21 protein-coding genes and 1 pseudogene are annotated in these 22,595 nt (G+C 73.1%); 10 read left to right on the top strand and 12 right to left on the bottom strand.

Translation table 11 applies throughout. The features are described from left to right. The first annotated feature begins 44 nt into the window (after window positions 1–44). The 4 genes from ACI79Z_RS19705 to ACI79Z_RS19690 all read left to right on the top strand — a co-directional run bounded on the left by ACI79Z_RS19705 (window position 45) and on the right by ACI79Z_RS19690 (window position 3,232). Entirely contained in the window at window positions 45–1,610 is a 1,566-nt protein-coding gene (locus ACI79Z_RS19705) for an alpha/beta hydrolase (RefSeq protein WP_456903565.1), read from the top strand. A 27-nt stretch (window positions 1,611–1,637) separates the two neighbouring features. Beyond that, complete coding sequence (locus ACI79Z_RS19700) at window positions 1,638–2,705, top strand: DNA polymerase domain-containing protein (protein WP_456903564.1); 1,068 nt, start codon at window positions 1,638–1,640, stop codon at window positions 2,703–2,705. A 118-nt stretch (window positions 2,706–2,823) separates the two neighbouring features. After that, complete coding sequence (locus tag ACI79Z_RS19695) at window positions 2,824–2,961, top strand: hypothetical protein (protein ID WP_387993574.1); 138 nt, start codon at window positions 2,824–2,826, stop codon at window positions 2,959–2,961. A 52-nt stretch (window positions 2,962–3,013) separates the two neighbouring features. Beyond that, window positions 3,014–3,232 carry a hypothetical protein gene (locus ACI79Z_RS19690; RefSeq protein ID WP_387993576.1) on the top strand — a complete coding sequence of 73 codons (219 nt, stop codon included), beginning with the start codon at window positions 3,014–3,016 and terminating at the stop codon, window positions 3,230–3,232. Between the two features lie 51 nt (window positions 3,233–3,283). Here ACI79Z_RS19690 and ACI79Z_RS19685 read toward each other — a convergent pair whose 3' ends face one another. Next, window positions 3,284–3,469 (bottom strand): hypothetical protein, encoded by a 186-nt coding sequence (locus ACI79Z_RS19685; protein ID WP_110910195.1) that lies wholly within the window; start codon window positions 3,467–3,469, stop codon window positions 3,284–3,286. A 98-nt stretch (window positions 3,470–3,567) separates the two neighbouring features. Between ACI79Z_RS19685 and ACI79Z_RS19680 the strand changes: the two genes are divergently transcribed. Both ACI79Z_RS19680 and ACI79Z_RS19675 read left to right on the top strand, forming a co-directional pair. After that, a complete protein-coding gene (locus ACI79Z_RS19680) occupies window positions 3,568–4,092 on the top strand; it encodes a ferritin (protein WP_387993581.1) in 525 nt (174 codons plus the stop codon). 249 nt (window positions 4,093–4,341) lie between these two features. Further along, window positions 4,342–4,569 carry a tyrosine-type recombinase/integrase gene (locus ACI79Z_RS19675; RefSeq protein WP_456903563.1) on the top strand — a complete coding sequence of 76 codons (228 nt, stop codon included), beginning with the start codon at window positions 4,342–4,344 and terminating at the stop codon, window positions 4,567–4,569. A gap of 9 nt (window positions 4,570–4,578) precedes the next feature. Here the strand turns inward: ACI79Z_RS19675 and ACI79Z_RS19670 are convergent, their stop codons facing one another. The 3 genes and pseudogenes from ACI79Z_RS19670 to ACI79Z_RS19660 form a co-directional block, all read right to left on the bottom strand. Further along, on the bottom strand, window positions 4,579–5,007 hold the full coding sequence (locus ACI79Z_RS19670) for a hypothetical protein (protein ID WP_456903562.1): 429 nt from the start codon (window positions 5,005–5,007) through the stop codon (window positions 4,579–4,581). Window positions 5,008–5,383: 376 nt separating this feature from the next. Then, the gene (locus tag ACI79Z_RS19665; RefSeq protein ID WP_387993589.1) at window positions 5,384–6,157 is read right to left on the bottom strand and encodes an enoyl-CoA hydratase/isomerase family protein; all 774 of its coding nucleotides are present in this window, start codon (window positions 6,155–6,157) and stop codon (window positions 5,384–5,386) included. Between the two features lie 594 nt (window positions 6,158–6,751). Continuing rightward, window positions 6,752–7,024: pseudogene (locus ACI79Z_RS19660) on the bottom strand (IS110 family transposase); the annotation flags it as partial. A gap of 129 nt (window positions 7,025–7,153) precedes the next feature. Here ACI79Z_RS19660 and ACI79Z_RS19655 point away from each other — a divergent pair. Together ACI79Z_RS19655 and ACI79Z_RS19650 are read left to right on the top strand one after the other, a co-directional pair. Beyond that, on the top strand, window positions 7,154–7,327 hold the full coding sequence (locus ACI79Z_RS19655) for a hypothetical protein (RefSeq protein WP_387993592.1): 174 nt from the start codon (window positions 7,154–7,156) through the stop codon (window positions 7,325–7,327). Window positions 7,328–7,953: 626 nt separating this feature from the next. After that, complete coding sequence (locus ACI79Z_RS19650; RefSeq protein ID WP_387993595.1) at window positions 7,954–9,357, top strand: threonine/serine exporter family protein; 1,404 nt, start codon at window positions 7,954–7,956, stop codon at window positions 9,355–9,357. A gap of 156 nt (window positions 9,358–9,513) precedes the next feature. Here the strand turns inward: ACI79Z_RS19650 and purU are convergent, their stop codons facing one another. Both purU and ACI79Z_RS19640 read right to left on the bottom strand, forming a co-directional pair. Next, window positions 9,514–10,362, bottom strand: coding sequence for a formyltetrahydrofolate deformylase (purU, locus tag ACI79Z_RS19645; protein ID WP_387993597.1), 849 nt, complete (start codon window positions 10,360–10,362; stop codon window positions 9,514–9,516). A 10-nt stretch (window positions 10,363–10,372) separates the two neighbouring features. Further along, window positions 10,373–11,746, bottom strand: a complete 1,374-nt coding sequence (locus tag ACI79Z_RS19640) for an L-serine ammonia-lyase (RefSeq protein ID WP_456903561.1) — start codon at window positions 11,744–11,746, stop codon at window positions 10,373–10,375. Window positions 11,747–11,887: 141 nt separating this feature from the next. Here ACI79Z_RS19640 and ACI79Z_RS19635 point away from each other — a divergent pair, with 141 nt between their 5' ends. Then, entirely contained in the window at window positions 11,888–12,556 is a 669-nt protein-coding gene (locus ACI79Z_RS19635; protein ID WP_387993602.1) for a GntR family transcriptional regulator, read from the top strand. A 381-nt stretch (window positions 12,557–12,937) separates the two neighbouring features. Here ACI79Z_RS19635 and ACI79Z_RS19630 read toward each other — a convergent pair whose 3' ends face one another. Genes ACI79Z_RS19630 through glyA form a run of 6 tightly spaced genes read right to left on the bottom strand, consistent with a single transcriptional unit; the run spans window position 12,938 to window position 21,753 of the window. Next, complete coding sequence (locus tag ACI79Z_RS19630; protein ID WP_456903560.1) at window positions 12,938–15,406, bottom strand: GcvT family protein; 2,469 nt, start codon at window positions 15,404–15,406, stop codon at window positions 12,938–12,940. A 50-nt stretch (window positions 15,407–15,456) separates the two neighbouring features. Continuing rightward, on the bottom strand, window positions 15,457–16,041 hold the full coding sequence (locus tag ACI79Z_RS19625; RefSeq protein ID WP_456903559.1) for a sarcosine oxidase subunit gamma: 585 nt from the start codon (window positions 16,039–16,041) through the stop codon (window positions 15,457–15,459). Further along, complete coding sequence (locus tag ACI79Z_RS19620) at window positions 16,034–18,904, bottom strand: 2Fe-2S iron-sulfur cluster-binding protein (RefSeq protein ID WP_456903558.1); 2,871 nt, start codon at window positions 18,902–18,904, stop codon at window positions 16,034–16,036. Before ACI79Z_RS19620 ends, ACI79Z_RS19625 begins: the two co-directional genes overlap by 8 nt. After that, window positions 18,901–19,179, bottom strand: coding sequence for a sarcosine oxidase subunit delta (locus tag ACI79Z_RS19615; protein WP_387993616.1), 279 nt, complete (start codon window positions 19,177–19,179; stop codon window positions 18,901–18,903). Before ACI79Z_RS19615 ends, ACI79Z_RS19620 begins: the two co-directional genes overlap by 4 nt. 16 nt (window positions 19,180–19,195) lie before the next feature. Further along, on the bottom strand, window positions 19,196–20,428 hold the full coding sequence (locus tag ACI79Z_RS19610) for a sarcosine oxidase subunit beta family protein (RefSeq protein ID WP_387993619.1): 1,233 nt from the start codon (window positions 20,426–20,428) through the stop codon (window positions 19,196–19,198). Further along, window positions 20,425–21,753, bottom strand: a complete 1,329-nt coding sequence (gene glyA, locus ACI79Z_RS19605) for a serine hydroxymethyltransferase (protein ID WP_456903557.1) — start codon at window positions 21,751–21,753, stop codon at window positions 20,425–20,427. Before glyA ends, ACI79Z_RS19610 begins: the two co-directional genes overlap by 4 nt. 188 nt (window positions 21,754–21,941) lie before the next feature. Between glyA and ACI79Z_RS19600 the strand changes: the two genes are divergently transcribed. Further along, a partial coding sequence (locus ACI79Z_RS19600; RefSeq protein WP_456903556.1) for an alcohol dehydrogenase catalytic domain-containing protein occupies window positions 21,942–22,595 on the top strand: 654 nt, incomplete at its 3' end.

Raw genomic sequence — 22,595 nt, 5'->3', positions numbered from 1 at the left:
ACCTGCGGGGCGGCCGGCCTGCCGCGCCTCCTACCGTCGTGACCATGCGTCTGCGCCGCGGCCTGCTCGCCGCCTCGACCGGACTGCTCGTGGCGGTCGCCGGCTGCAGCTCCTTCTCGGACCCGGACGCGTCGTCGGCGGACTCCTCGTCGGCCGCCTCCTCGACGCCGGCCGAGCCGGAGGCCGCGCCGATCACCTGGACCGACTGCGACGCGCAGATCACCGAGCTCGTGGCCGGCACGCCCGGCAGCGAGCGCGACCTCGCCTTCGAGTGCGGCCGCACCGAGGTGCCCATCGACCACGACGAACCCGAGGGCGCGACGCTGCCGCTGTTCCTCGTCCGCGCGACGCTGGCCGGGCAGAGCGACCGGATCGGCTCGCTGCTGGTGAACCCGGGCGGCCCCGGCGTCTCGGGGGCCGACCTCGGGCTGAGCCTGGCGCTGTCGCTGCCCGAGGACGTGCTGCGCCGCTTCGACGTGGTCGGATTCGACCCACGCGGCGTCGGCCTGTCCACGCCGGTGGAGTGCATCCCCGCCGAGCTCAAGGACCGCATGACCGCCGCGGAGCCCCGGCCGACCGACCAGCAGCAGATGGACGACGTCCTCGCGCTCAAGGACGAGGCGGCCGACGCCTGCGCCGAGGAGTACGGCGACGCGCTCGGCACCTTCAACACCGTCGCCACCGCGCGCGACATGGACCTGCTGCGCGAGTCGCTGGGCGACGAGCAGCTGACCTACCTCGGCTACTCCTACGGCACCACGCTCGGCTCCACCTACGCCGAGCTGTTCCCGGAGAACGTGCGCGCGATGGTGCTCGACGCCGCGGTCGACCCCGACGCCGACCCGCAGGCCGACGCGGAGGCGCAGGCCGCGGGGCTGGAGGCCGGGTTCGACGCGTTCGCCGCCAACTGCGTGGGCCTGGTGTCCGGGTGCCCGATCGGGGGCGACCCCCGGACGTTCGTGCAGGACCTGCTGACCGTGGCGGCCACGACGCCCATCCCGAGCAGCCGGCCCGGGGAGACCCGCACCGCGACACCGGGCGTCGTCCTCACCGCCGTCACCGCGGCCCTCTACGACACCGGGTCGTGGCCGCAGCTCTCGCAGGCGCTGGCCGCCGCGCGCAACGGCGACTCGGCGGGCCTCTTCTCGATCGCCGACCCCTCCGCCGGCCGGCTCCAGGACGGCACGTACACCAACCGGCTCGACGCCGACTTCGCGATCAGCTGCGCCGACACCCCCGAGGACGAGACGTTCTCCGAGGAGGAGGTGCTGCAACTGGCCCAGGAGTGGTCGCAGCGGTACCCGCTGTTCGGCGCCAAGGTCGCCTCCAGCCTCTACACCTGCGGCGTGTGGGACGCCGCGCGCACGCCGCTGCCCGAGCGGGACGCCGAGGGCAGCGCGCCGATCCTCGTCGTCGGCACCTCCGGGGACCCGGTGACACCGCTGCCCGGCGCCGAGGACATGGCCGAGGACCTCACCGCCGGCACGCTGCTGGTCTGGCAGGGCCAGGGGCACACCGCCTACCCGAAGACCGACTGCGTCACCGCGGCGGTCAACGCCTACCTGATCGACCTCACGGCGCCGCAGGACGGGCTGACGTGCCCGGCCTGAGCCGCCCCGGACCGGGGAGCTGAGCAGATGGCGAGCAGCAGGGACGCGGTCACGCTGACCGTCGACGGGCACGAGGTGCGGGTCTCCAACCCGGAGAAGCCGTACTTCGCCGAGCGCGGCATCCGCAAGATCGACGTCGTCGAGTACTTCGTCAGCGTCGGCGAGGGCATCCTGTTCGCCCTGCGGGACCGGCCGACGACGCTGGAGCGCTGGCCCGGCGGCGTCTTCGAGGGCGCGCGGCTGTCGACCCGGATGGACAACACCGGCGACGCCTTCTACCAGAAGCGGGTGCCCAAGAACGCGCCCGACTGGGTGCCGACGGCGCACATCACCTTCCCCAGCGGGCGGACCGCGGACGAGATCGCGCCGGACTCGGTCGCCGTCGTCGCGTGGTGCGCGAACCTCGGCACGCTCACCTTCCACCCGTGGCCGGTGGACAAGACCGACGTCGAGTCACCGAACCAGATCCGCATCGACCTGGACCCGCAGCCGGGCACCGACTTCGCCGACGCCGTGTGGGTCGCGCCGCACGTGCGGGAGCTGCTGCACGAGCTCGGCATGGAGGGCTGGCCGAAGACCTCCGGCGGCCGCGGGGTGCACGTGTACGTGCCGATCCAGCCGCGGTGGACGTTCACCGACGTGCGCCGTGCGGTGATCGCGTTCGGCCGCGAGCTGGAGCGCCGGCTGCCCGACCGCGTGACGATGTCGTGGTGGAAGGAGGAGCGCGGCGAGAAGATCTTCATCGACTACAACCAGATGGCCCGGGACCGCACGATCGCCTCGGCGTACTCCATCCGGCCCAAGCCGCACGCGCCGGTGAGCGCGCCGCTGGACTGGGACGAGCTGCCCGACGTCTCGCCGTCCGACTTCACCGCGCTCACCATGCCGGAGCGCTTCCGCGCGGTCGGTGACAAGCACGCCGGGCTGGCCGGGCACGCCTACTCCATCGAGCCGCTGCTCGAGCTCGCCGAGCGCCAGGCCGCGGACCAGGGCCTGGGCGACCTGCCCTATCCGCCGGACTACCCGAAGATGCCGGGCGAGCCGATGCGGGTGCAGCCCAGCCGCGCCAGGCGGCCTGCCGGTGCAAACGAGTGATCCGGCGCTCGACGCAAGCGAAGCGCAACGCTCACTCGACAGGCACCCCCCGTCCTCCGGTGCTGCTCGCGTACCCCCCCCGTCGCTCCGTCGCACACCTCTCCCCCCGGAGGTCGCCATGGATCTCAGAGACCGTCTGCTCCGGTCCGCGATCGCGGCTGCCGCGGCCGTCGCGGCCGGCCTGCTGACCCGGTCGATGGTGAAGGCCGTCAGCGCTCCCGAGGACGCGACCATCGGCTCCCCTCCTCCCGAGTGATCCCGACCGAACGACCGGCATGGTCCGCGTGTCAGGGGGCACGACCTCACGGGTGGAGGACGACTGGAGAAGCCTGCTGGCGGGCCTACCGCTCGAGCAGCGCCTGAAGGCGCTCGCCGTGTACGAACTGGCAAGAGATCGAGCGATGGGCCAGCCACCCGAGACGGCGGCAGCGACCCTGCGCGCCGCAGCTACCGCCGAGGGACTCGATGCCAGTCACGACTGGATCCCGGCGGCCGCGGCCCGCATCAGCGCTGACACGGGCCCGTGACCACGCAAGGCCGGCTGACCGCCGCCCGGCGGCGCGGTGGGGAGGGAGGGATCAGGCAGCCTTCCGACTGCTCTTGGCGAGCACCTTGTCGGCCTTGTCCAGCTTGACCAGGCGGCGCTTCTTGACCGTGTAGCCCGGCGGGAGCGTCCCCTCGGCGAGGGCGCGGAGGGGACACCGCTTGCAGCGCGGCCTGTCCTGGCAACACTTCTTCTTGGGCATGCCCGCCGACTTGGCCACCCGGTGAGGCTAGCCTTCCCTTTGCGGGTGATCCACGGGCACCGGAGGGTCACCGGTTAACGTCCGGTGACCGCCACCGCACACGTCCGGGAGTCCCGATGGCCGCCCCCGCCTTCGTCGAGCTGCTGAACACGCAGATCGGCAACGAGTTCGCCGCGCACCAGCAGTACGTCTCCTGCGCGGTGTACTTCGACCAGCTGACCATGCCCCGGACGGCGCAGCTCTTCTTCGACCAGGCGCTCGAGGAGCGGCAGCACGCCATGATGATGGTCCGCTACCTGCTCGACTCCGACGCGCCGGTGCGCATCCCCGCCGTCGCGGCCCCGGTCAACGAGTTCCCCGACGTCGTCGCGCCGGTCGCCCTGGCGCTGGAGCAGGAGAAGCGGGTCACCGAGCAGATCGGCGCGCTGATCGGGATCGCGCGGCGGGAGAACGACTTCGCCTCCGACCAGTTCATGCAGTGGTTCATCAAGGAGCAGATCGAGGAGGTCAGCAAGATGAGCGACCTGCTCACGATCGTGAAACGCTCTACCCACGACCTGGAGACCATCGAGGACTACGTGCTCCGGGAAGTCACGACCGAGGCGGCCGACCCCACCGCACCACCGGTGGCAGGGGCCTGAGCCGAGGGCATCCCGCTGACCGACCTGTTGGCCCCGGTACGCATCCTCGTCGCGCTCGTGCCGGCGTTCGTCCTCGTGCAGACGTTCTCGTCGTACGAGGACACCACGACGCCGCCAACGACGAGGCCGGCGCCGTGGCGACGGAAGCCGGAGGGGCGGCGCTCCTCCCGTCGCCGACCGGTCCCGACCTCGGCGGCCTGCTGCGCTGCCATGCCCGCGCCGTCGCACGGCCGAGACGGGGCCCGCGACGTGCTGCACACCCGCGCCGCGCAGGCCGGGGTCGCCGACGTCCACCCACACCGGTTCCGGCACACCTTCGCCCACCGGCGGCTGGCCGGAGGAGGACGGGAGCGGGACCTGGTGATGCTGGCCGGCTGGCGCAGCGACGACATGCTGTCCCGCTACGCCGCCTCGACCGCCGTCGAGCGGGCCCAGGCTGAGGCCCACCGGCGCCTCAGCCTGGGCGATCGACGGTGAGTCGGCGGACTACTCGTTGACGTCCGCGATGCCGTTGCCGTTGGCATCCGCGCCGGGTCCGAAGCACTCCTCGACCGTGGCCGTGCCGTCGGAACACCGCACCTCCAGGTCGTTGATCTCAGCGTCCTGCTCCGGGCTGCACCCGTAGCCGATGCACTCCTCCTCGACGACGGTCGCCTCCTCACCGGCCGCCGCCTCTGCCGCGACAGCCCGGGCGGCCGCTGCTGCCGCCTCCGCCTGTTGCTGCTGGTCTTCAGCCGCTCGTCGCTGCTCCTCCAGAGTTGCCCGCGCCTCCTCTTCTGCTTCGACCTCCAGACCCGACGGGCCCTCGAACAGCGCCCACGTAGGCGTGGTCGGGGTCGCTGTCGGAGCGGCGGATGGAGCCGCCTCAGTACAGGCGGACAGCAGGAGAACACCGACTGTCAAGGTGCCGATCATCGTCAGGCGCATCCGTTGCCTCTCGCGCGGGGTCGCCTCGAGGAGGCTCCTTGCGCTTGGTTCCATCGGCACACCTGGACCCCGCTTGAGCGGAGCGACGGGCCACCCCAGTCGTCGACGGCTCGTCCGGCTGGTTGATCTTGGGGTCGTCGGCAGCGGTAGATCGGCGATGAACGTTCGGGTGAGCGACCGGTCACGCCGTCGCTTGACGTTGGTCATCGTCGGGCGTCGAGAGGGGTTCGTTGGTCTAAAGCTGGTCGCGGAGCTTCGTCGCCTCACCGCGACAGAGCCGGATTCGTCCAACTCGCGCGTCGGTCGCAGACGCGAACGGCTCCCCGTCGCGCGCCCAGGGCTCCGGAGCGGATCAGCTCCCGGGTCAGTCCGACCAGACCGGTGGTCGTCTGCCGAGGAAGGCGGCCAGTCCCTCGCGGAAGTCCGCCGTCGCGCCGAGCGCCACCGCCTCCTCCCGCTCGATGGCCAGGCCCGCCTCGAAGGGCAGGTCGAAGCCCTCGGTGATGCAGCGCCGGATCGCCGCCAGCGCCCGCGCCGGCTTCCGGGCCAGCCCCTCGGCGTAGCCCTGCACCTCCTCGCGGAGCCGCTCGTCAGCCACCACGACGTCCACGAGGCCGATGGCGGAGGCCTCCTCTGCGCTCAGCAGGGTGCCGTCGTAGAGGAACCGCAGCGCCTGAGGCCGGCCCAGCAAGCGGGCCAGCGCCTGCGTCGCGCCGACCGGCGGGATGAACCCGATGCCGATCTCCGGCTGCCCGAGCCGGGCGGTACGCGCGGCGAAGCGGATGTCGCAGTGCAGCGCCATCTCCAGGCCGCCCCCGACCGCGGTGCCGTGCACGGCCGCCAGCAGCGGTTTCGGCGACGCGCGCATCCTGCGGACCAGATCGTGGCACACGTCCACCCAGCGACGCATGCCTCCGTCGTCCATGTCGGCAAAGACCCGCAGGTCCGCGCCGACGCTGAAGTGGGTGTCGAGGGCGCTGCCGATCACCACCACCCGGACGGTGGGGTCCGTAAGGTGTCGCTCCAGGGCCTCCGGCACCTCGCGGAGCATCTCCCAGTGGAAGGCGTTGACCGGCGGGCGGTCGTACTCGATCCACCCCACCCGGTCGTGCACCGTGACTCGCAAGAAGTCGACCATCCGCCCCCACCTTCACACCGTTGACCGACCCTGGAAGCCAGGCTCGATCCAGGGTCGCGGCCGGGCGGAGCTTCGAGCAAGGAGAACGAGCAACAGCTCCCCGATGCCTTACCGAAGGTCCTACGGCCGTCAAGACCGGTTGGGCCGGGGTGCCCGCTGGTGCGGTGAGCGGACATCTCTTGCCCGGGACGGGGTCGAGCCGTCCTGTGGCCCACACCGTGTGGCCGTCGTCCGTTGCCTCACGACCAGGACCTCCCGCTGTGGCCTCGCTGCTACGTTGCCCTGCCATCGATCGGGCCCAGCGGACCCGAGCAGCACCTGAGGCACCGGTCCAGCCCTGGCAGCCGAGGGGGCGTCTCCGACGGCCGTTCGGTTCTCAACACCACTGTGATTGCAGCGCGGGCACCCTTCGACAACCGGACAGAGCCCAGCAGCCATCCAGGACACCGTTGGATGCCGTCCTGCACGGTCCGTGCGTCCACGAGCCACCGGACCTGCTCCGCGCTCGACGTCGTGGTCAGGAAGCGACGACCTCGATCGGCAGCGCCAGAGACGAGCGACGGTCTGTCCGACCGACATGCTCCTACTCCCTCGTCAAGCGACGAGGACGTGCTGCATTCTCCGGGCGATGTAGCGCTCGAGGCAGCGGATGATCTCGAGGTCGCTCAGGCCATCGGCTCGTCGGCATGTCGCATAGCCCTGAGTCGCTTGGTGAGGCGACAGCCGGACCAGAGCGATGATGTGCAGGGCGCAGTCGGCGTGCCGGTCCCCGCCGCGGTCGAGCCGATGGCGGATGGTGCGGCCACTGCTGCCCTGTAGTGGCGCAGGGTCGCAGAGTTGGGCGCAGGCGGCCTCGGAGCGCAGCCGCTGGGGTTGTCCCCGGCGGTCACCAGCAGCTGGGCGGCGACTCCAGTGCCGACGCCGTGGACTGCCCGGTCAGCGCCGGCGCCAAGGGGTGCCGGCGAAGCGCAGGTCTCGGCTCCGTTGGATTCGGACGTGCCGGACATCGTATTCGTCAGCCCGTGGCGCGACTCCGGCAATCGTCAGTGGCACTACCGGGTCGAGCTGCTTGGCTTCCCGGCCGACACGGTGGTCGAGATCAGCGGCCATGACATCTACGTCAACGTCCAGGTGGCTCCGCTGGCTCCAACCGCGGCGGAGAGTTCATAGCACCCGTTCACCGCCCGCTGCGGGCGTCTTCGACCGCGCGGTGTTCCTCGGTCGCCGCGACGAGGTGGTGCCGAGGCTGCTGCCGACACCGGCGTACGGGTGTCGGAGCTGTGTGGGCCGGACCTGACCGACGTCGACCCGGACCGGGAGCCGGCCCGCGTCACCGGCAGGGGCTCCCGTCCGCGGGTCGTGCCGTTCGGCGCGAAGACCGCCCAGGCCGTGGGCCGCTACCTGCGGGTACGCGCGCTGCGCCCGTATGTCCGGTCCCGACGGCTGCTGCTCGGCCGGCGCGGCTCGATGCCCCCCCGCCGGCGGGCTCGGTCCGGGCGATCGCCTCGAGCCGGCAGTGCAGGTCCACGCGAGTGCCGAACCAGAGTTCGGCCTCACGGGGTCGGGCTCGAGCCGCATGGTCCTGCGAGTCGATCCCGTGCGGGGTGGCGGATGGTGGTCAGCATCGAACGTGCAGCTGAAAGGGGTCGCTCCTCAACGGAGGTGGCGGGCTGTCGTCGGCTCCCGAGCGCCGTTCGTCGGTCGCGAGTCGGTCGCGCCGAGCCCCGTCGTACCCGTCATGGGCCGGCCGTCGCGTGGTGGCCGGTCGGCGCGTCGGCCGCACATACCGTGGAGGCGTGCCCACCTGGCCTCCGAACCGCTCCATGCCGTACGCACGCATCCCGCAGCGGGCCTGGCGCGCGATCGCGGGGACCAGCCCGCCGACCGCGCCGATCGGCCTGCGGGCCCAGGCGAGCCGGATGGACGACCTCACCGCGCACGCCGCGCTGGGGCTGGCGCTGCGCATCGGGGCGTCGATGCTGGCCGTCGGGGCCTCAGCGGCCGACGCGACCGCGACGGTGCTGCGGGTCGCTGCCGCCTACGGGCTCACCAGCTGCCAGATCGACATCACCTTCACGTCGATCACGGTCAGCTACGACCGCGAGAACGCGGTACCTCTCACCGCGATGCGGATCGTGCAGACGAGCCGGCTCGACTACACCCGCCTGCAGGGCATCACCGACCTGGCCCGTGCGGTCGGCGCCGGCGACCTCGACGTCGAGGAGGCGCACCGCCGGCTGGACCGGGTGGTCTCGGCGCCCGCCACCTACCGCCGGAGCGTGACCGCGCTGGGCTGGGCCGGCGTCGCCGGGTGCTTCGGGCTGGTCCTCGGCGGCGGCTGGCGGGAGGCCCTCCTCGCGGCGCTGACCACCGCTCTGGTCGAGCAGGTGATGCGCGCGCTCAACCGGCGGAGCCTGCCGCTGTTCTTCCAGCAGGTGGCCGGGGCCGCGCTGGCTACCGGGGTCGCCGTTCTCCTGCTCACCTGGGACGTCGACGTGCAGACCTCCCTGGTCGTCGCCGCCGGCATCGTCGTGCTGCTCGCCGGGTTGTCCCTGGTCAGCGCGGCCCAGGACGCCATCAGCGGCTTCCCGGTGACCGCCGGGGCGCGGGCCTTCGAAGTGGTGACCCTGACCGCCGGCATCGTCGTGGGCATCGCCGGCGTCCTCGATCTGGCCCAGCGCGCCCAGCTCCCGCTGACCGTCATCGACACCTCTCCCGCTCCCGTGCCGTTCGCCGTCGCGCTGGCCGCGTCGGCCGGGATCGCCGGGTTCTGGGCCCTGGCCACCCATGCCCGGCCGCGCGCCGTCGGTCTGGCCGCGGTGGCCGGAGCGCTGGCCTGGGCGACGTTCTGGGCAGCCGGCGAGCTGGGCGCCGGTCCCGCGCTGGCCGCCGGGGTCGCGGCCGTCGTCCTGGGGTCGTGCGGTGAGGCGCTGACCGAGCGGCTCCGGGTCCCACCGCAGCTCGTCGCCGTCTGCGGCATCGTCCCGCTGCTGCCCGGGCTGGCGGTCTACCACGGCCTGTTCACCATCGTCGTCGAGGCACGGATCGACGACGGGCTCGGCGCCCTCGTCGGGGCCGGCGCCGTCGGGCTCGCCCTCGCTGCCGGCGTCACGCTGGGCGAGTACCTCGGCAGGCCCCTCAGCGGCGAGCGCGACCGCTACGACGAGCGCGTCCGCCGCCGGGCGATGACCATCGAGTGAGCAGTGCCCTGAGCAGGGCCCGCGGCCGGGCGAGCCCCCTCACCCGCCGGACCACGCTGCGGCCCGAGCTCCTCCTACAGGTGCCGGTGGACGCGGTCGAGCGCGGGCGACGGCACGCCCGCCGTCGCGGTCGGCACCAGAGCTCTCGCGGCCGGGTCAGCGGAAGACGACGGTGCTGTGCCCGTTGAGGAGCACCCGCTGCTCGCTGTGCCACCGGACGGCGCGCGACAGTGCCAGGGCCTCGGCGTCCTGGCCGACCGTGGCGAGGGCGCGCGGGTCGTAGGTGTGGTCGATGCGGATGACCTCCTGCTCGATGATCGGCCCCTCGTCGAGGTCGGGGGTCACGTAGTGGGCCGTCGCGCCGACCAGCTTCACCCCGCGGTCGAATGCCTGGTGGTAGGGCTTGGCGCCCTTGAAGCCGGGCAGGAAGGAGTGGTGGATGTTGATCGCCCGGCCGTGGAGGGCGGCGCAGGCCTCGTCGGAGAGGACCTGCATGTAGCGGGCGAGCACGACCAGGTCGGCGCGGTGCTCGTCGACCAGCTCGAGCAGTCGCACCTCGGCCTCCCGCTTGGTACCCGGCGTCACGGGCACGTGGTGGAACGGCAGCCCGGCCGCCTCCGCCATCGGGCGCAGGTCCTCGTGGTTGGAGACGACGGCGACCAGCTCGGCGCCGAGGCTGCCGGCCCGCCAGCGGAAGATCAGGTCGTTGAGGCAGTGGCCCAGCCTGGAGACCAGGACGAGCACGCGCTGCGGCTGGTCGCCGGAGACCTGGTAGGACATGCCGAACTCGTCGGCCACCGCACGGAAGTCCGCCGTCAGCCGGGCGGCGTCGGTGTCCTGCGAGCAGACGAACGCCGTCCGCAGGAACAGCTGGCCGCGGACGGCGTCGTCGAACTGCTGGTGCTCGACGATGTCGCAGCCCTGCTCGAACAGGAACGTGCTGACCGCGTGCACGATGCCCGGGCGCTCCTGGCAGCTCAGCGTGAGGGTGAACGGGTGGGACACGGGTGCCTCCTCAGCACTCGACGACGTTGAGCGCCAGCCCGCCACGGGCGGTCTCCTTGTACTTGTCCTTCATGTCCGCGCCGGTCTCGCGCATCGTCTTGATGGCCTTGTCCAGGGGGACGTGGTGCCGTCCGTCCCCGCGCACGGCCATCCGGGCCGCGGTGACGGCCTTGACCGCGCCGACGGCGTTGCGCTCGATGCACGGGATCTGCACCAGCCCGCCGACCGGGTCGCAGGTGAGGCCGAGGTTGTGCTCGATGCCGATCTCGGCGGCGTTCTCCACCTGCTCCGGCGTCCCCCCGAGGACCTCGGCGAGGCCGGCGGCCGCCATGGAGCAGGCCGAGCCGACCTCGCCCTGGCACCCCACCTCGGCACCGGAGATGGAGGCGTTCTCCTTGAACAGCAGGCCGATCGCCGCGGCGGTGAGCAGGAACCGCACGACACCGTCCTCCGAGCAGGAGTCGACGAAGTCGCGGTAGTAGTGCAGGACCGCCGGGACGATGCCGGCGGCACCGTTGGTCGGCGCGGTGACCACCCGCCCGCCGGCGGCGTTCTCCTCGTTGACCGCCAGGGCGTGGAGGGTCACCCACTCCACGGCACGCATCGGGTCGTCCTCGTCCGGGTGGTCCTCCAGCTGGGTGCGCAGTGCGGCCGCGCGCCGGCGGACCTTCAGGCCACCGGGCAGGACGCCGGTGGTCCGGGTGCCGCGCTCCACGCACTCCTGCATCACCGACCAGATGTGCAGCAGGCCGGCGCGGACCTCGGTCTCGGTGCGCCAGGCGAGCTCGTTGGCCAGCATCACGTCGCTGATCCGCAGTCCGGTCTCCCGGGTGTGCGCCAGCAGCTCCCTGCCGGTGCGGAAGGGGTGGCGCACCGGCGTGCGGTCCTCGACGACCACCGGGTTGCCGGCCTCGTCCTCGTCGAGGACGAAGCCGCCGCCCACCGAGTAGTACTCGCGGCGGGAGAGTTCTCCCCCGGCGGGGTCGAGGGCCGTGAAGAGCATCCCGTTGCTGTGGAACGCCAGGCGCCTGCGCCGGTGCAGCACGACGTCGTCGTCCACCGAGAAGGCGATCGGGTGTTCGCCGGCCAGCCGGAGCTTCCCCTCGCGGCGGACGGCCTCCACCCGCGGCCCGGCCGCGACGGGATCAACGACGTCGGGCTGCTCGCCCTCCAGACCGAGGACGACGGCCCGGACGCTGCCGTGGCCGTGCCCGGTGGCGCCGAGCGAGCCGAACAACTCGCACCGGACGCCGGCCACCCGTTCGAGCAGCCCCTCCTCGGACAGCCGCGCGACGAAGGTCGCAGCGGCCCGCATGGGACCGACGGTGTGGGAGCTGGACGGACCGATCCCCACCTTGAACAGGTCGAAGGCGCTGGTGGTCACCCGTGCCTCCCTCTTCCGCTGCCGGGATGACGACCAACTGCGGAGGCAGGTACACAGTTGGTATATCAGATGTACGCTGACGGTATGTCGATCCCTCTCACGAGGCAAGAGCCGGTGGCCACCAAGCCGTACGATCTCCTGGTGGCCCTCGCTCCCCTGGATCTCGACCCGTCGGCCGCCACGTCCCTGGCGGACAGGGCCTACGTGGCGATCCGGGACCGGCTGATCATGCTCGACATCCGCCCGGGCGACCCGATCGACGACGACGAGCTGGCCAAGGACCTGGACGTGGGCCGGACGCCGGTCCGCGAGGCGCTGAAGCGGCTGGAGGGCGACCGACTGGTGGTGTCCTACCCGCGGCGCGGCACGTTCGCCTCGGGCATGGACATCTCCGACCTGGCGCACATCTCCGACATCCGCGCCCAACTGGAGCCGCTGGCCGCCCGCCGGGCCGCCGAACGCGCTCCCCGGACGAGGCAGCCCGACCTGGAGGAGCTGGCCGCACACATCGCGCAGCTGGACGTCACCCGGGTCGACCGGACCGAGCTGATGCGCTGGGACCTGGCGGTGCACCGGGCGATCTACCGGGCCGCGGGCAACCCGCACCTGGAGGACGTCCTGATCCGCTACGACAACCTGGCCACCCGGATCTTCTGCCTCTTCCTCGATCGGCTGCCCACGGTCGACGCGCACGTCCGGGAACACGTGGAGCTGCTCCGGGCGATCGCCGCCGGCGACGCCGACCGGGCCGACGACCTCGCCCGTGAGCACGTCCTCGGCTTCGAGAAGGCGATCCGCGAGGTGATCTGACAGGACCGGTCAGGGAACCGTCGCCCCCGTGCGGACGGCGTCCCGGACGGCCAGGACGTCGCGCGCGGCGGCGTCGTGCACGCGCACCACCGACGCGCCGCGCCGGACCGGGACGAGGGCCGCGGCCAGGGAGCCGGGCAGGACGGAGTGCGGGGGACCGGGTCGACCCGGACGTGCTCGAGGTGGACGCCAGCGTCGAGGCACGCAGCAGTGCGTGCGGCGAGGAGGGGCCCACCCCGGGCCGCGAGGTGTCCACCGACAGCGGCACGGTGACCTGCCGGGCGAGGGCCTCGACCACCGGGACGACCCCGCCCGGTACCGCGGGGGCGGGCTGCTCCAGGAACGTCTGGAGGGTGCCGGTGCGCACGGGCGGGTCCTGCTTCAGCCCCGGATCCGGGACATCCCGGGGTCGACCAGCGGTTCGGCGGCGACGGTCGCGCGGATGCGGGCCCCGAAGTACTCGATCTCGACGCTCGTGCCGACGGTCGCGGAGGCCGGCAGCCAGGCGTAGGCGACCGGCCGGCCGACGGTGTGCCCGAAGGCCGCGCTCGTCACGTAGCCCGCCGGGCGGCCATCGACGAACACCGGCTCGTGGCCGAGGACGACGCTGCGGCCGTCGTCGACCGTCAGGCAGGACAGCCGGCGGCTCACCGTGTCGTCGCCCCTCCCGGCGAGGGCCTGCCGTCCGACGAAGTCGGCGGTCTTCTGCTTGCGCACCGCGAACCCGAGACCGGCCTCGTAGGGGTCGTGCTCGGTGGTCATGTCGTGGCCCCACGCGCGGTAGCCCTTCTCCAGCCGCAGGCTGCTGAACGCCGCCCGGCCCGCGGCGACGACGTCGAGGTCCTGGCCGGCCCGCCACAGCACGTCCCACAGCCGCTGTCCGTGGTCGGCGCTGGTGTAGAGCTCCCAGCCGAGCTCCCCGACGTAGGACAGCCGCATCGCCGTCACCGGCACTCCCCCGATCCGGACCCGCTTGGCGCGGAAGTACCTCAGCCCGTCGTTGCTGAGGTCGTCGGCACAGACCCGCTGCACCAGGTCGCGGGCCCGCGGGCCCCACAGCCCGATGCAGCAGGTGCCGCCGGTGACGTCCCGGACCTGCACGCTGCCGTCGTCCGGCGCCTCGCGCAGCAGGAGGTCGTGGTCGAGGGGGCCGTTGGCGCCGACCTGGAAGAGCTGCGCGCCGAGCCGGGCGACGGTGAGGTCGCTGCGGATGCCGCCGGCCTCATCGAGGGCGAGCGTGTAGGTCACCGACCCGACGGACTTGTCCATCTCCCCGGTCGTGAGCCGCTGCAGGAGGTCGAGGGCGCCGGGGCCGCTGACCTCGAGCCGCTTGAGGGGGGTCATGTCGTACAGCGCCACGGCGGTGCGGGTCCGCCACGCCTCCGCGGCTGCGATCGGGGACCAGAACCGCCCGGCCCACGCGTCGCGCTCCGGCGGCACCCACTCCGCGGGCAGCTCGTCGACCAGGTGCGCGTTGGCCTCGTACCAGTGCGGCCGCTCCCAGCCGGCGGCCTCGAGGAAGACCGCGCCGAGCTCCTGCTGCCGGGCGTGGAAGGGGCTGACCCGCAGGTCGCGCGGGGACAGCCGGGGCTGCAGCGGGTGGATGACGTCGTAGACCTCGACGAAGTTCTGCTGCGAGGTCTCGCTGACGTACTCGGGCGTGAGCTGGACGTCCTCGAAGCGGTGCACGTCACAGCCGTGCAGGTCCACCTCGCTCCGGCCGTCGACCAGCAGCTGGGCCACCGACCGGGCGACGCCGGCCGAGTGCGTCACCCAGACCGCCTCGGCGATCCAGAAGCCCGCCACGTCCCGTGACTCCCCGATCAGCGGGCCGCCGTCCGGGGTGAAGGAGAAGACCCCGTTGAAGCCGGAGTCGATCTTCGAGGACCGCAGCGAGGGCAGCAGCAGCCGGCTCTCCTCCCACGCGGCGGCGAAGTCCTCCTCCGTGAAGGGCAGCATCGAGGGCATCGACGACTCCCGGACGCCGTCCCCCTGCGGCAGCTCCCCCAGGTCGACCGGCATCGGCCGGTGCGCGTAGGAGCCGATGCCGAGGCGGTCGGCGCGCTCCCGGTAGTAGAGGTCCTGGTCCTGGTGGCGCAGGATCGGCAGGCTCGCCTCGCTCAGCTCGTCGTTGCGGCCGACCAGGCCGGGCACCTGGCCGGTCCAGACGAACTGGTGGGCCAGCGGCAGCAGCGGCACGCTCATCCCGACCATCGCGCCGAGCTCCTGCCCCCAGAAACCGGCGCAGGAGACCACGACGTCGGCGGGGATGACGCCGTCCGGGGTCCGGACGCCGGTCACCCGGCCACCGGCCTGCTCGATGCCGGTCACCCGGGTCGAGCCCTGGAAGCGGGCGCCCCGCGCCTCGGCGCGGCGGGCCAGCGCGACGACCGCCCGCGACGCCTTGGCCAGGCCGTCGCTGGGGACGTGCAGGCCGCCGAGGATGCGGTCGCGGTCGACCAGCGGGTGCAGCCGCACGCACTCGTCGACGTCGACCACCTGCGCCTCGACGCCCCAGGAGGTGGCCCAGCCCTGCTTGCGGTGCAGGTCGGCGAGCCGCTCCGGCGTGGTGGCGACCTCGAGGCCGCCGACCTGGTTGAAGCACCAGGCACCGTCGACGTCGATGTCCTTGAGCTTCTCCACCGTGTAGCCGGCGAACGCCGTCATGGTCTTCGAGGCGTTGGTCTGGAAGACCAGCCCCGGCGCGTGCGACGTGGAGCCCCCGGTCAGCGGCAGGGGCCCCTGGTCGACGACGGTGACGCGGTCCCAGCCACGGGCGGTCAGCTCGTCGGCCAGGTTGGCACCGACGATCCCCGCTCCGATGACGACCACGCGAGGGGTGGTGGACATTGCTTCGCTCCTGACGTGCCGGTGGGACCCGGGACTGCCGACGGGGCCGGTCAGCCGTGGGGGGTCGGGGTGAACTCGAGGGCCGCGTCGAGCAGCCAGTCGGCGAGGTAGCCGGCGAAGGAGGACCGGACGAGGACGACGAAGTCGTCGGCGGCGTCGGAGAGGGCCAGCAGCACGACCCCGGCCTGGCCGAGCGTCGTCTGCGCGCTGCGCCCCCGGCCGAACACCCGCGGGTGCAGGTCGATCGAGCAGCCCTTGGCCAGGACGTCGCGCACTCGCGCGCCCGTCAGCCGGAGACCGATCCGCTGCGCGGAGACGTCGGTCGCGGAGCCGCCCAGCGGGAGGACGGCGGCGCGGACCCGGGCCTCCAGCTCGTCCGGCGCGTCGGTGGTGCTGGTGAGCAGCCACTCGTCGGGGCCGAGCCACACGGCCCGTCCGGTGCCGGCCGCCACCCAGGTGTTGGGGACCACCGGCAGCTCGACGCCGAGCGCCGCCGCCGCCGCGGCGCCGCCCGCGCCGAGCCGGACGTCGACCATCGCGACGAACGGCTCGACGGCGACGGCCACGGTGTCGGGCAGGCGCTCGAACGCGGTGTTCCAGGCCGTGAGCGGGTGGGTGCGCAGCAGCTCAGCCATCGCGACGGGCTCCTTCGGGATCGACCAGCACCGAGCCGGTGACCTCGACCGGGACGAGGGTGCCGTTGACGGGGACGTGGACGGTGTCGCCGATGCGCGACCGGCCGCCCTTGACCAGGGCGAGGGCGAAGGGGCGGGCGAGCTCGGCACTGCGGTAGCTGGACGTGACGTGCCCCAGCATCGGGACCGGCGGGGGCGGCAGCCGGCCGTCGGCGCGGAACTCCACGATCTGCGAGCCCTCGGGCAGCACGGTCTGCCGGTCGACGGGCAGCAGCCCGACCAGCTGCTTGCGCAGCGGATCGGCGTTGGCCTGGCGGGCGAAGGAGCGCTTGCCGATGAAGTCGGGCTTCTTCTTCGACACCGCCCACGCCATGCCCAGGTCGTGCGGGGTGACGGTGCCGTCGGTGTCCTGCCCGATGATCGGGTAGCCCTTCTCCGCGCGCAGGACGTGCATGGTCTCCGTGCCGTACGGGGTGATCCCGTACGGCCGGCCGGCCTGGAGCAGCCGCTGCCAGACCGCGACCGCGTACCAGGAGTTCACGTAGACCTCGAAGGCGAGCTCGCCGGAGAAGCTGATCCGGGCCAGCCGGACCGGCACCCCGTCGAGGGTGGTGTCCCGCCAGGTCATGAACGGGAAGGCCTCGTTGGAGACGTCCACGCCGGGGAAGACCGCACCGACGACGTCGCGGGAACGGGGGCCGACGACGGGGAAGGTGACCCACTGCTCGGTGACCGAGGTGCAGTGCACCCGCAGGTCCGGCCACTCGGTCTGGACCCACTCCTCCATCCAGTCGAGGACCTTCGCCGCTCCGCCGGTGGTGGTGAGGACGAGGAAACGGTCCTCGGCCAGGCGCAGCACCGTGCCGTCGTCGATGACCATGCCGTCCACGCCGCACATGACGCCGTACCGGACCGAGCCGACCTTCAGGCTGCTGATCAGGTTCGTGTAGAGCCGGTCCAGCAGGACCGCGGCGTCGGGACCCTGGACGTCGATCTTGCCGAGGGTCGAGCCGTCGAGGATCCCGACACCGGTGCGGGCCGCGGCGCACTCGCGCAGGACCGCGGCCTCGATGTCCTCGCCGGGCCGCGGGTAGTAGCGCGGGCGCTTCCACTGGCCGACGTCCTCGAAGACGGCCCCGGCCGCCACGTGCCACTCGTGCAGGGCGGTGACCCGCTCGGGGTCGAAGAGCCGGCCGCGGTCGCGCCCGGCCAGTGCGGCGAAGGCGACCGGGGTGTAGGGCGGCCGGAAGGTGGTGGTCCCGGTGTCCTGCACCGGGATCCCGAGCAGCTCGGCGGTGATCCCGGAGGCGAGGACGCCGGAGGTCTTGCCCTGGTCGTGCGCCGTCCCGATGGTCGTGTAGCGCTTGACGTGCTCGATGGAGCGCAGCCCGGCGCCGACCGCGCGGGCGATGTCGGCGACCGTCGCGTCGCGCTGCAGGTCGACGAACGAGGTGGTGCCCTCGGCGCCGGAGGTGTCCGGCACCCGCCACAGCACCAGGGACGCCGCCGGGACGACGGACTCCGGGGCGCTGGGCAGCCGGTCCTCCCCCGCCGGCGCGATCGCCAGGGCGGCCAGTGCCGCGCGGGCCACCCGCTGCCCGTCGGCCAGGCACCCCGCCAGGTCGAACACGCCGGCGGCCGAGCCGGCCACCGACAGGCCGTCGAGGTCCTCCCCGGGGACGAACGCGCCGAGGGTCTCGTCGTAGCGCAGCCGGCCGCGGGCCTGGCTGAACAGGTGCACCGCCGGGTTCCAGCCGCCGCTGACCAGCAGGAGGTCGCAGGCGATCGCGGTGGCGGCCCCCACCTGCCCGTCCACGAAGGGGGCGACGAGGGCGTGCGTGACCCGCCCGCTCCCCCGCGTGCCGGTGACGACGGCCCCGGGGAGGACGCGGATGCCGGCACGCTCGCACTCCGCACGCCGCTGCGGGGAGCCCTCCGGCCGCGCGTCGACCACCGCCTGCACCCGCATGCCGGCGCGGGACAGGTCGAGGGCGGCGTCGTAGGCGCTGTCGTTGGTGGTGAACACGACGGCCTCACGGCCGGGCAGCACGCCGTAGCGGTGCAGGAAGGTCCGGGCGGCGCCGGCGAGCATGGTGCCCGGTCGGTCGTTGTCGGCGAAGACGACCGGGCGCTCGTGCGCTCCGGTGGCGATGACGACGGAGCGCGCGCGCAGGCGCCACACCCGCTGGCGGGAGATGCGCCGGGGCGCGGCGGCGCCGAGGTGGTCGGTGCGCCGCTCCAGCGCCAGGACGAAGCCGTCGTCGTAGCCGCCGAACGCGGTGGTGCGCTGCAGGTGCAGCACCTCCGGGTGCGCGGCCAGCTCCGCGACCGCGTCCGCCACCCACTCCGGCGCCGGGACCCCGTCGAGGCGGTCGGTGCCCGACAGCAGCGAGCCGCCGGCCTCGGACTGCTCGTCGACCAGCGCCACACGGGCCCCCGCCCGGGCGGCGGTGAGCGCGGCGGCCAGACCCGCGGGCCCGGCCCCCACGACGAGGACGTCCACGTGGTGGTGGACGGCGTCGTAGCGGGCGGAGTCGGGGACCTCGGCGAGGCGACCCTGCCCCGGCAGGCCGTGGGCGACCAGTCCGTCGTGGAGCTCGACGGTCGTGGCCAGCAGCATGGGCTCGGGGAAGGGCTCCTCGATCTGCACGAGGCCACCGGGGTCCTCGGCCCAGGCCGCGGCGATGCCCCGCGGGCGGCCGAACGTGGTGCTCGTGGCGACCTGGTGCCGGCCGGAGGCGAGCAGTGCCGAGGCCAGCGTGTCGCCGGGGTGGCCGGTGAGGGTCTGCCCGTCGAAGGTGAACTCGAGGGTGGTGGCGCGGTCGATGCGCCCCCCCTCGGCGGTGCGGAAGGGACTGGTCACGGGGTCACCGGCTTCGGGTCATCGAGGCGGTAGACGCGCTCGAAGCGGTAGGTGGCGGTGTCGCGGATCGCGTTGAACCAGCGCCGGCAGCCGGCGCTGTGGTGCCAGCGCTCGGCGAAGCGGCCCTTGGGGTTGTCGCGGAAGAAGACGTAGTGCGCCCACTGCTCGTCGGAGAGCGCGCCGGGGGCGTCCGGGTACGGGACGTGGGCCTGGCCGCCGTAGCGGAACTCGACCTCCTCGCGGGGGCCGCACCACGGGCATTCGATGAGTTGCACGGAGGGCTCCCCGGGGTCAGTGGGCGACGGCGGCCGCGCCGTGCTCGTCGACGAGCGCGCCGGTGACGAACCGGTCGAGGGTGAACGGCGCCACGGTGGGGTGGGGCTCGTCGTGGGCGATGGTGTGCGCCAGGGCCCAGCCGATGCCGGGGGTGGCCTTGAACCCGCCGGTGCCCCAGCCGCAGTTGAGGTAGAGGTTGTCGTAGGGGGTCCGGCCCACGATCGGTGAGGCGTCCGGGCTGACGTCGACGATGCCGCCCCAGGTGCGCAGCAGGTGCGCCCGCGCGAACACCGGGAAGAGTTCGACGGCGGCGGCCATCTGGCGCTCGATGACGTGGAAGGCGCCGCGCTGGCCGTAGCCGTTGTAGGAGTCCACGCCGGCACCCATGACGAGCTCGCCCTTGTGCGCCTGGGAGACGTACACGTGGACGGCGTTGGACATGACCACGGTGGGGTGCACCGGCTCGAGCAGCTCGGAGACCAGCGCCTGCAGCGGGTGGCTCTGCAGCGGGACCCGGATGCCGAGCATGTCCGTGAGCACGGAGGTGTGGCCGGCCGCGCAGAGGGCCACCCTGCCGGCGGCGATGGTGCCGCGGGTGGTCTGCACCCCGGTGACCCGGTCGCCGTCGGTGGCGAACCCGGTGACCTCGCAGTCCTGGATGAGGTCGATGCCGGCCCGGTGGGCCCGGCGGGCGAAACCCCAGGCCACGTAGTCGTGCTTGGCGATGCCGGCGCGCGGCTGGTACGTCGCGCCCAGGACGGGGTAGCGGATGTCGCCCGACGTGTTGACGACCGGGCAGATCTTGCGGACCTCGTCGGGCTCCAGCCACTCCGCGTCGACGCCGTTGAGCTTGTTGGCCTCGACCCGGCGCACGCTGTCGCGGACGTCCTGCAGGGTGTGGGCGAGGTTGAGCACGCCGCGCTGGCTGAACAGGATCGGGTAGCCGAGGTCCTCCTCGAGCCCCTCCCACAGCTTCAGCGCGTGCTCGTAGATGGCCGAGCTCTCGTCCCACAGGTAGTTCGAGCGGATGATCGTGGTGTTGCGGGCCATGTTGCCGCCCGCCAGCCACCCCTTCTCCAGCACCGCGACGTTCGTGATGCCGTGGTTCTCGGCGAGGTAGTGCGCCGTGGCCAGGCCGTGCCCGCCGCCGCCGATGACCACCACGTCGTAGGAGCGCTTCGGCTCGGGGTCCCGCCACAGGAAGTCCGGGTGCTCCGGCAGGTCGGCGCCGGGGGTGCGGGGGCTCATCGGGGGACCTCCGTCAGGTCGGGGTAGAGCGGGTGACGGTCGGCCAGCCGGGTGACCCGCCCGCGGAGCCCGGCGAGCTCGGCCTCGCCGACCGAGGGCCGCAGCGCGGCGGCGATCACGTCGGCGACCTCGGCGAAGTCGTCGAGGGTGAAGCCGCGCGCCGCCAGCGCCGGCGTGCCGATGCGCACCCCGGAGCTGACCATCGGCGGGCGGGGGTCGAAGGGCACCGCGTTGCGGTTGACGGTGATCCCGATGGAGTGCAGCCGGTCCTCGGCCTGGCGGCCGTCGAGCTCCGACTCGCGCAGGTCCACGAGGACCAGGTGGACGTCGGTACCGCCGCTGACCACGCCGATGCCCGCCGCGCGGGAGTCGGCGGCCAGCAGCCGGTCGGCCAGGATCCGGGCGCCGGCGAGGGTGCGCTCCTGCCGCTCGCGGAACGCGGGCTCCCCGGCCAGCTTGAAGGCGACGGCCTTGGCGGCGATCACGTGCTCCAGCGGGCCGCCCTGCTGGCCGGGGAAGACGGAGGAGTTGAACTTCTTGGACAGCTCTGCGGTGGCCAGGATGACGCCGCCCCGCGGCCCGCCGAGGGTCTTGTGGGTGGTCGAGGTGACGACGTGGGCGTGCGGGACGGGCGAGGGGTGCAGTCCGGCGGCGACCAGGCCGGCGAAGTGGGCCATGTCGACCATCAGGTAGGCGCCGACCTCGTCGGCGATCCGGCGGAACGCGGCGAAGTCGAGCTGCCGTGGGTAGGCCGACCAGCCGGCGATGATCAGTCCGGGTCGGCGCTCGTGGGCCAGCCGCTCGACCTCGGCCATGTCCACGCGGTGGTCGTCGGGCCGCACGTGGTAGGCGGCGACGTCGTAGAGCTTGCCGGAGAAGTTGAGCTTCATGCCGTGCGTCAGGTGACCGCCGTGCGCCAGGTCCAGCCCGAGGATGGTGTCGCCGGGGTGCAGCAGGGCCGCCATCGCCGCGGCGTTGGCCTGGGCGCCCGAGTGCGGCTGCACGTTGGCGTACTCGGCGGCGAACAGCGCCTTCAGCCGGTCGAGGGCCAGCTGCTCGACGACGTCCACGTGCTCGCAGCCGCCGTAGTAGCGCCGGCCCGGATAGCCCTCGGCGTACTTGTTGGTCAGCACCGAGCCCTGGGCCTGCATGACCGCCACCGGCGCGAAGTTCTCGCTGGCGATCATCTCCAGCGTGGTCTGCTGCCGGACCAGCTCCGCGGAGACGGCCTGGTGGACCTGCGGGTCGGTGTCCGCAAGCGACCGGTCGAGCACGCGGTCGGGAACGGTCGGGGCCTGGGGCGCTGCGTCGACCTGGACGACCATGCCGGGTCCCTCCTGTAAGGAAATGACGCTGAGGACTGGTATATCAGTCGTGCAACACCGTAGGGTCGGCGCTGCGCGGGGTCAAGGGGCGACCGGGGGCGGATGTCCCGCCACTCCCCCGATCGCCCGCGACCCGCACAGCAGGGACCACCGCGTCCGCTTCGCACATCCCGAGAGGAACCACCGGCATGGCCTACGAGGTGAGGGGCGTCGTCGCCCGCGGCAAGGGAGAACCGGTCAGCGTCGAGACGGTCCTGGTGCCCGATCCGGGGCCGGGGGAGGCGGTGGTCGACGTCGCGGCCTGCGGCGTCTGCGCCACCGACCTGCACTACCGCCAGGGCAACATCAACGACGACTTCCCGTTCCTGCTCGGCCACGAGGCCGCCGGCACCGTGGCCGCGGTCGGCGAGGGCGTCACCGACGTGGCCGTCGGCGACTTCGTCGTCCTCAACTGGCGGGCGGTGTGCGGTCAGTGCCGCGCCTGCCGCAAGGGCCGGCTGCAGTACTGCTTCAACACCGCCAACGCCACGCAGACGATGACTCTCACCGACGGCACCGCGCTGTCGGCGGCGCTGGGCATCGGCGCGTTCGTGGAGAAGACGCTGGTCGCCGCCGGCCAGTGCACCAAGGTCGATCCGGAGGCGCCGGCCACCGCCGCCGGGCTGATCGGCTGCGGCGTGATGGCCGGGGTGGGCGCGGCGATCAACACCGGCGCGGTGCAGCGGGGGGAGTCGGTGGCGGTGTTCGGCTGCGGCGGCGTCGGCAACGCCGCGATCGCCGGGGCGAGGCTGGTCGGCGCGACGACGATCGTCGCCGTCGACGTCGACGACCGGAAGCTGGCG

The organism is Geodermatophilus sp. SYSU D00663, assembly GCF_054050655.1.
This window is presented reverse-complemented; position numbering and strand designations above follow the sequence as displayed.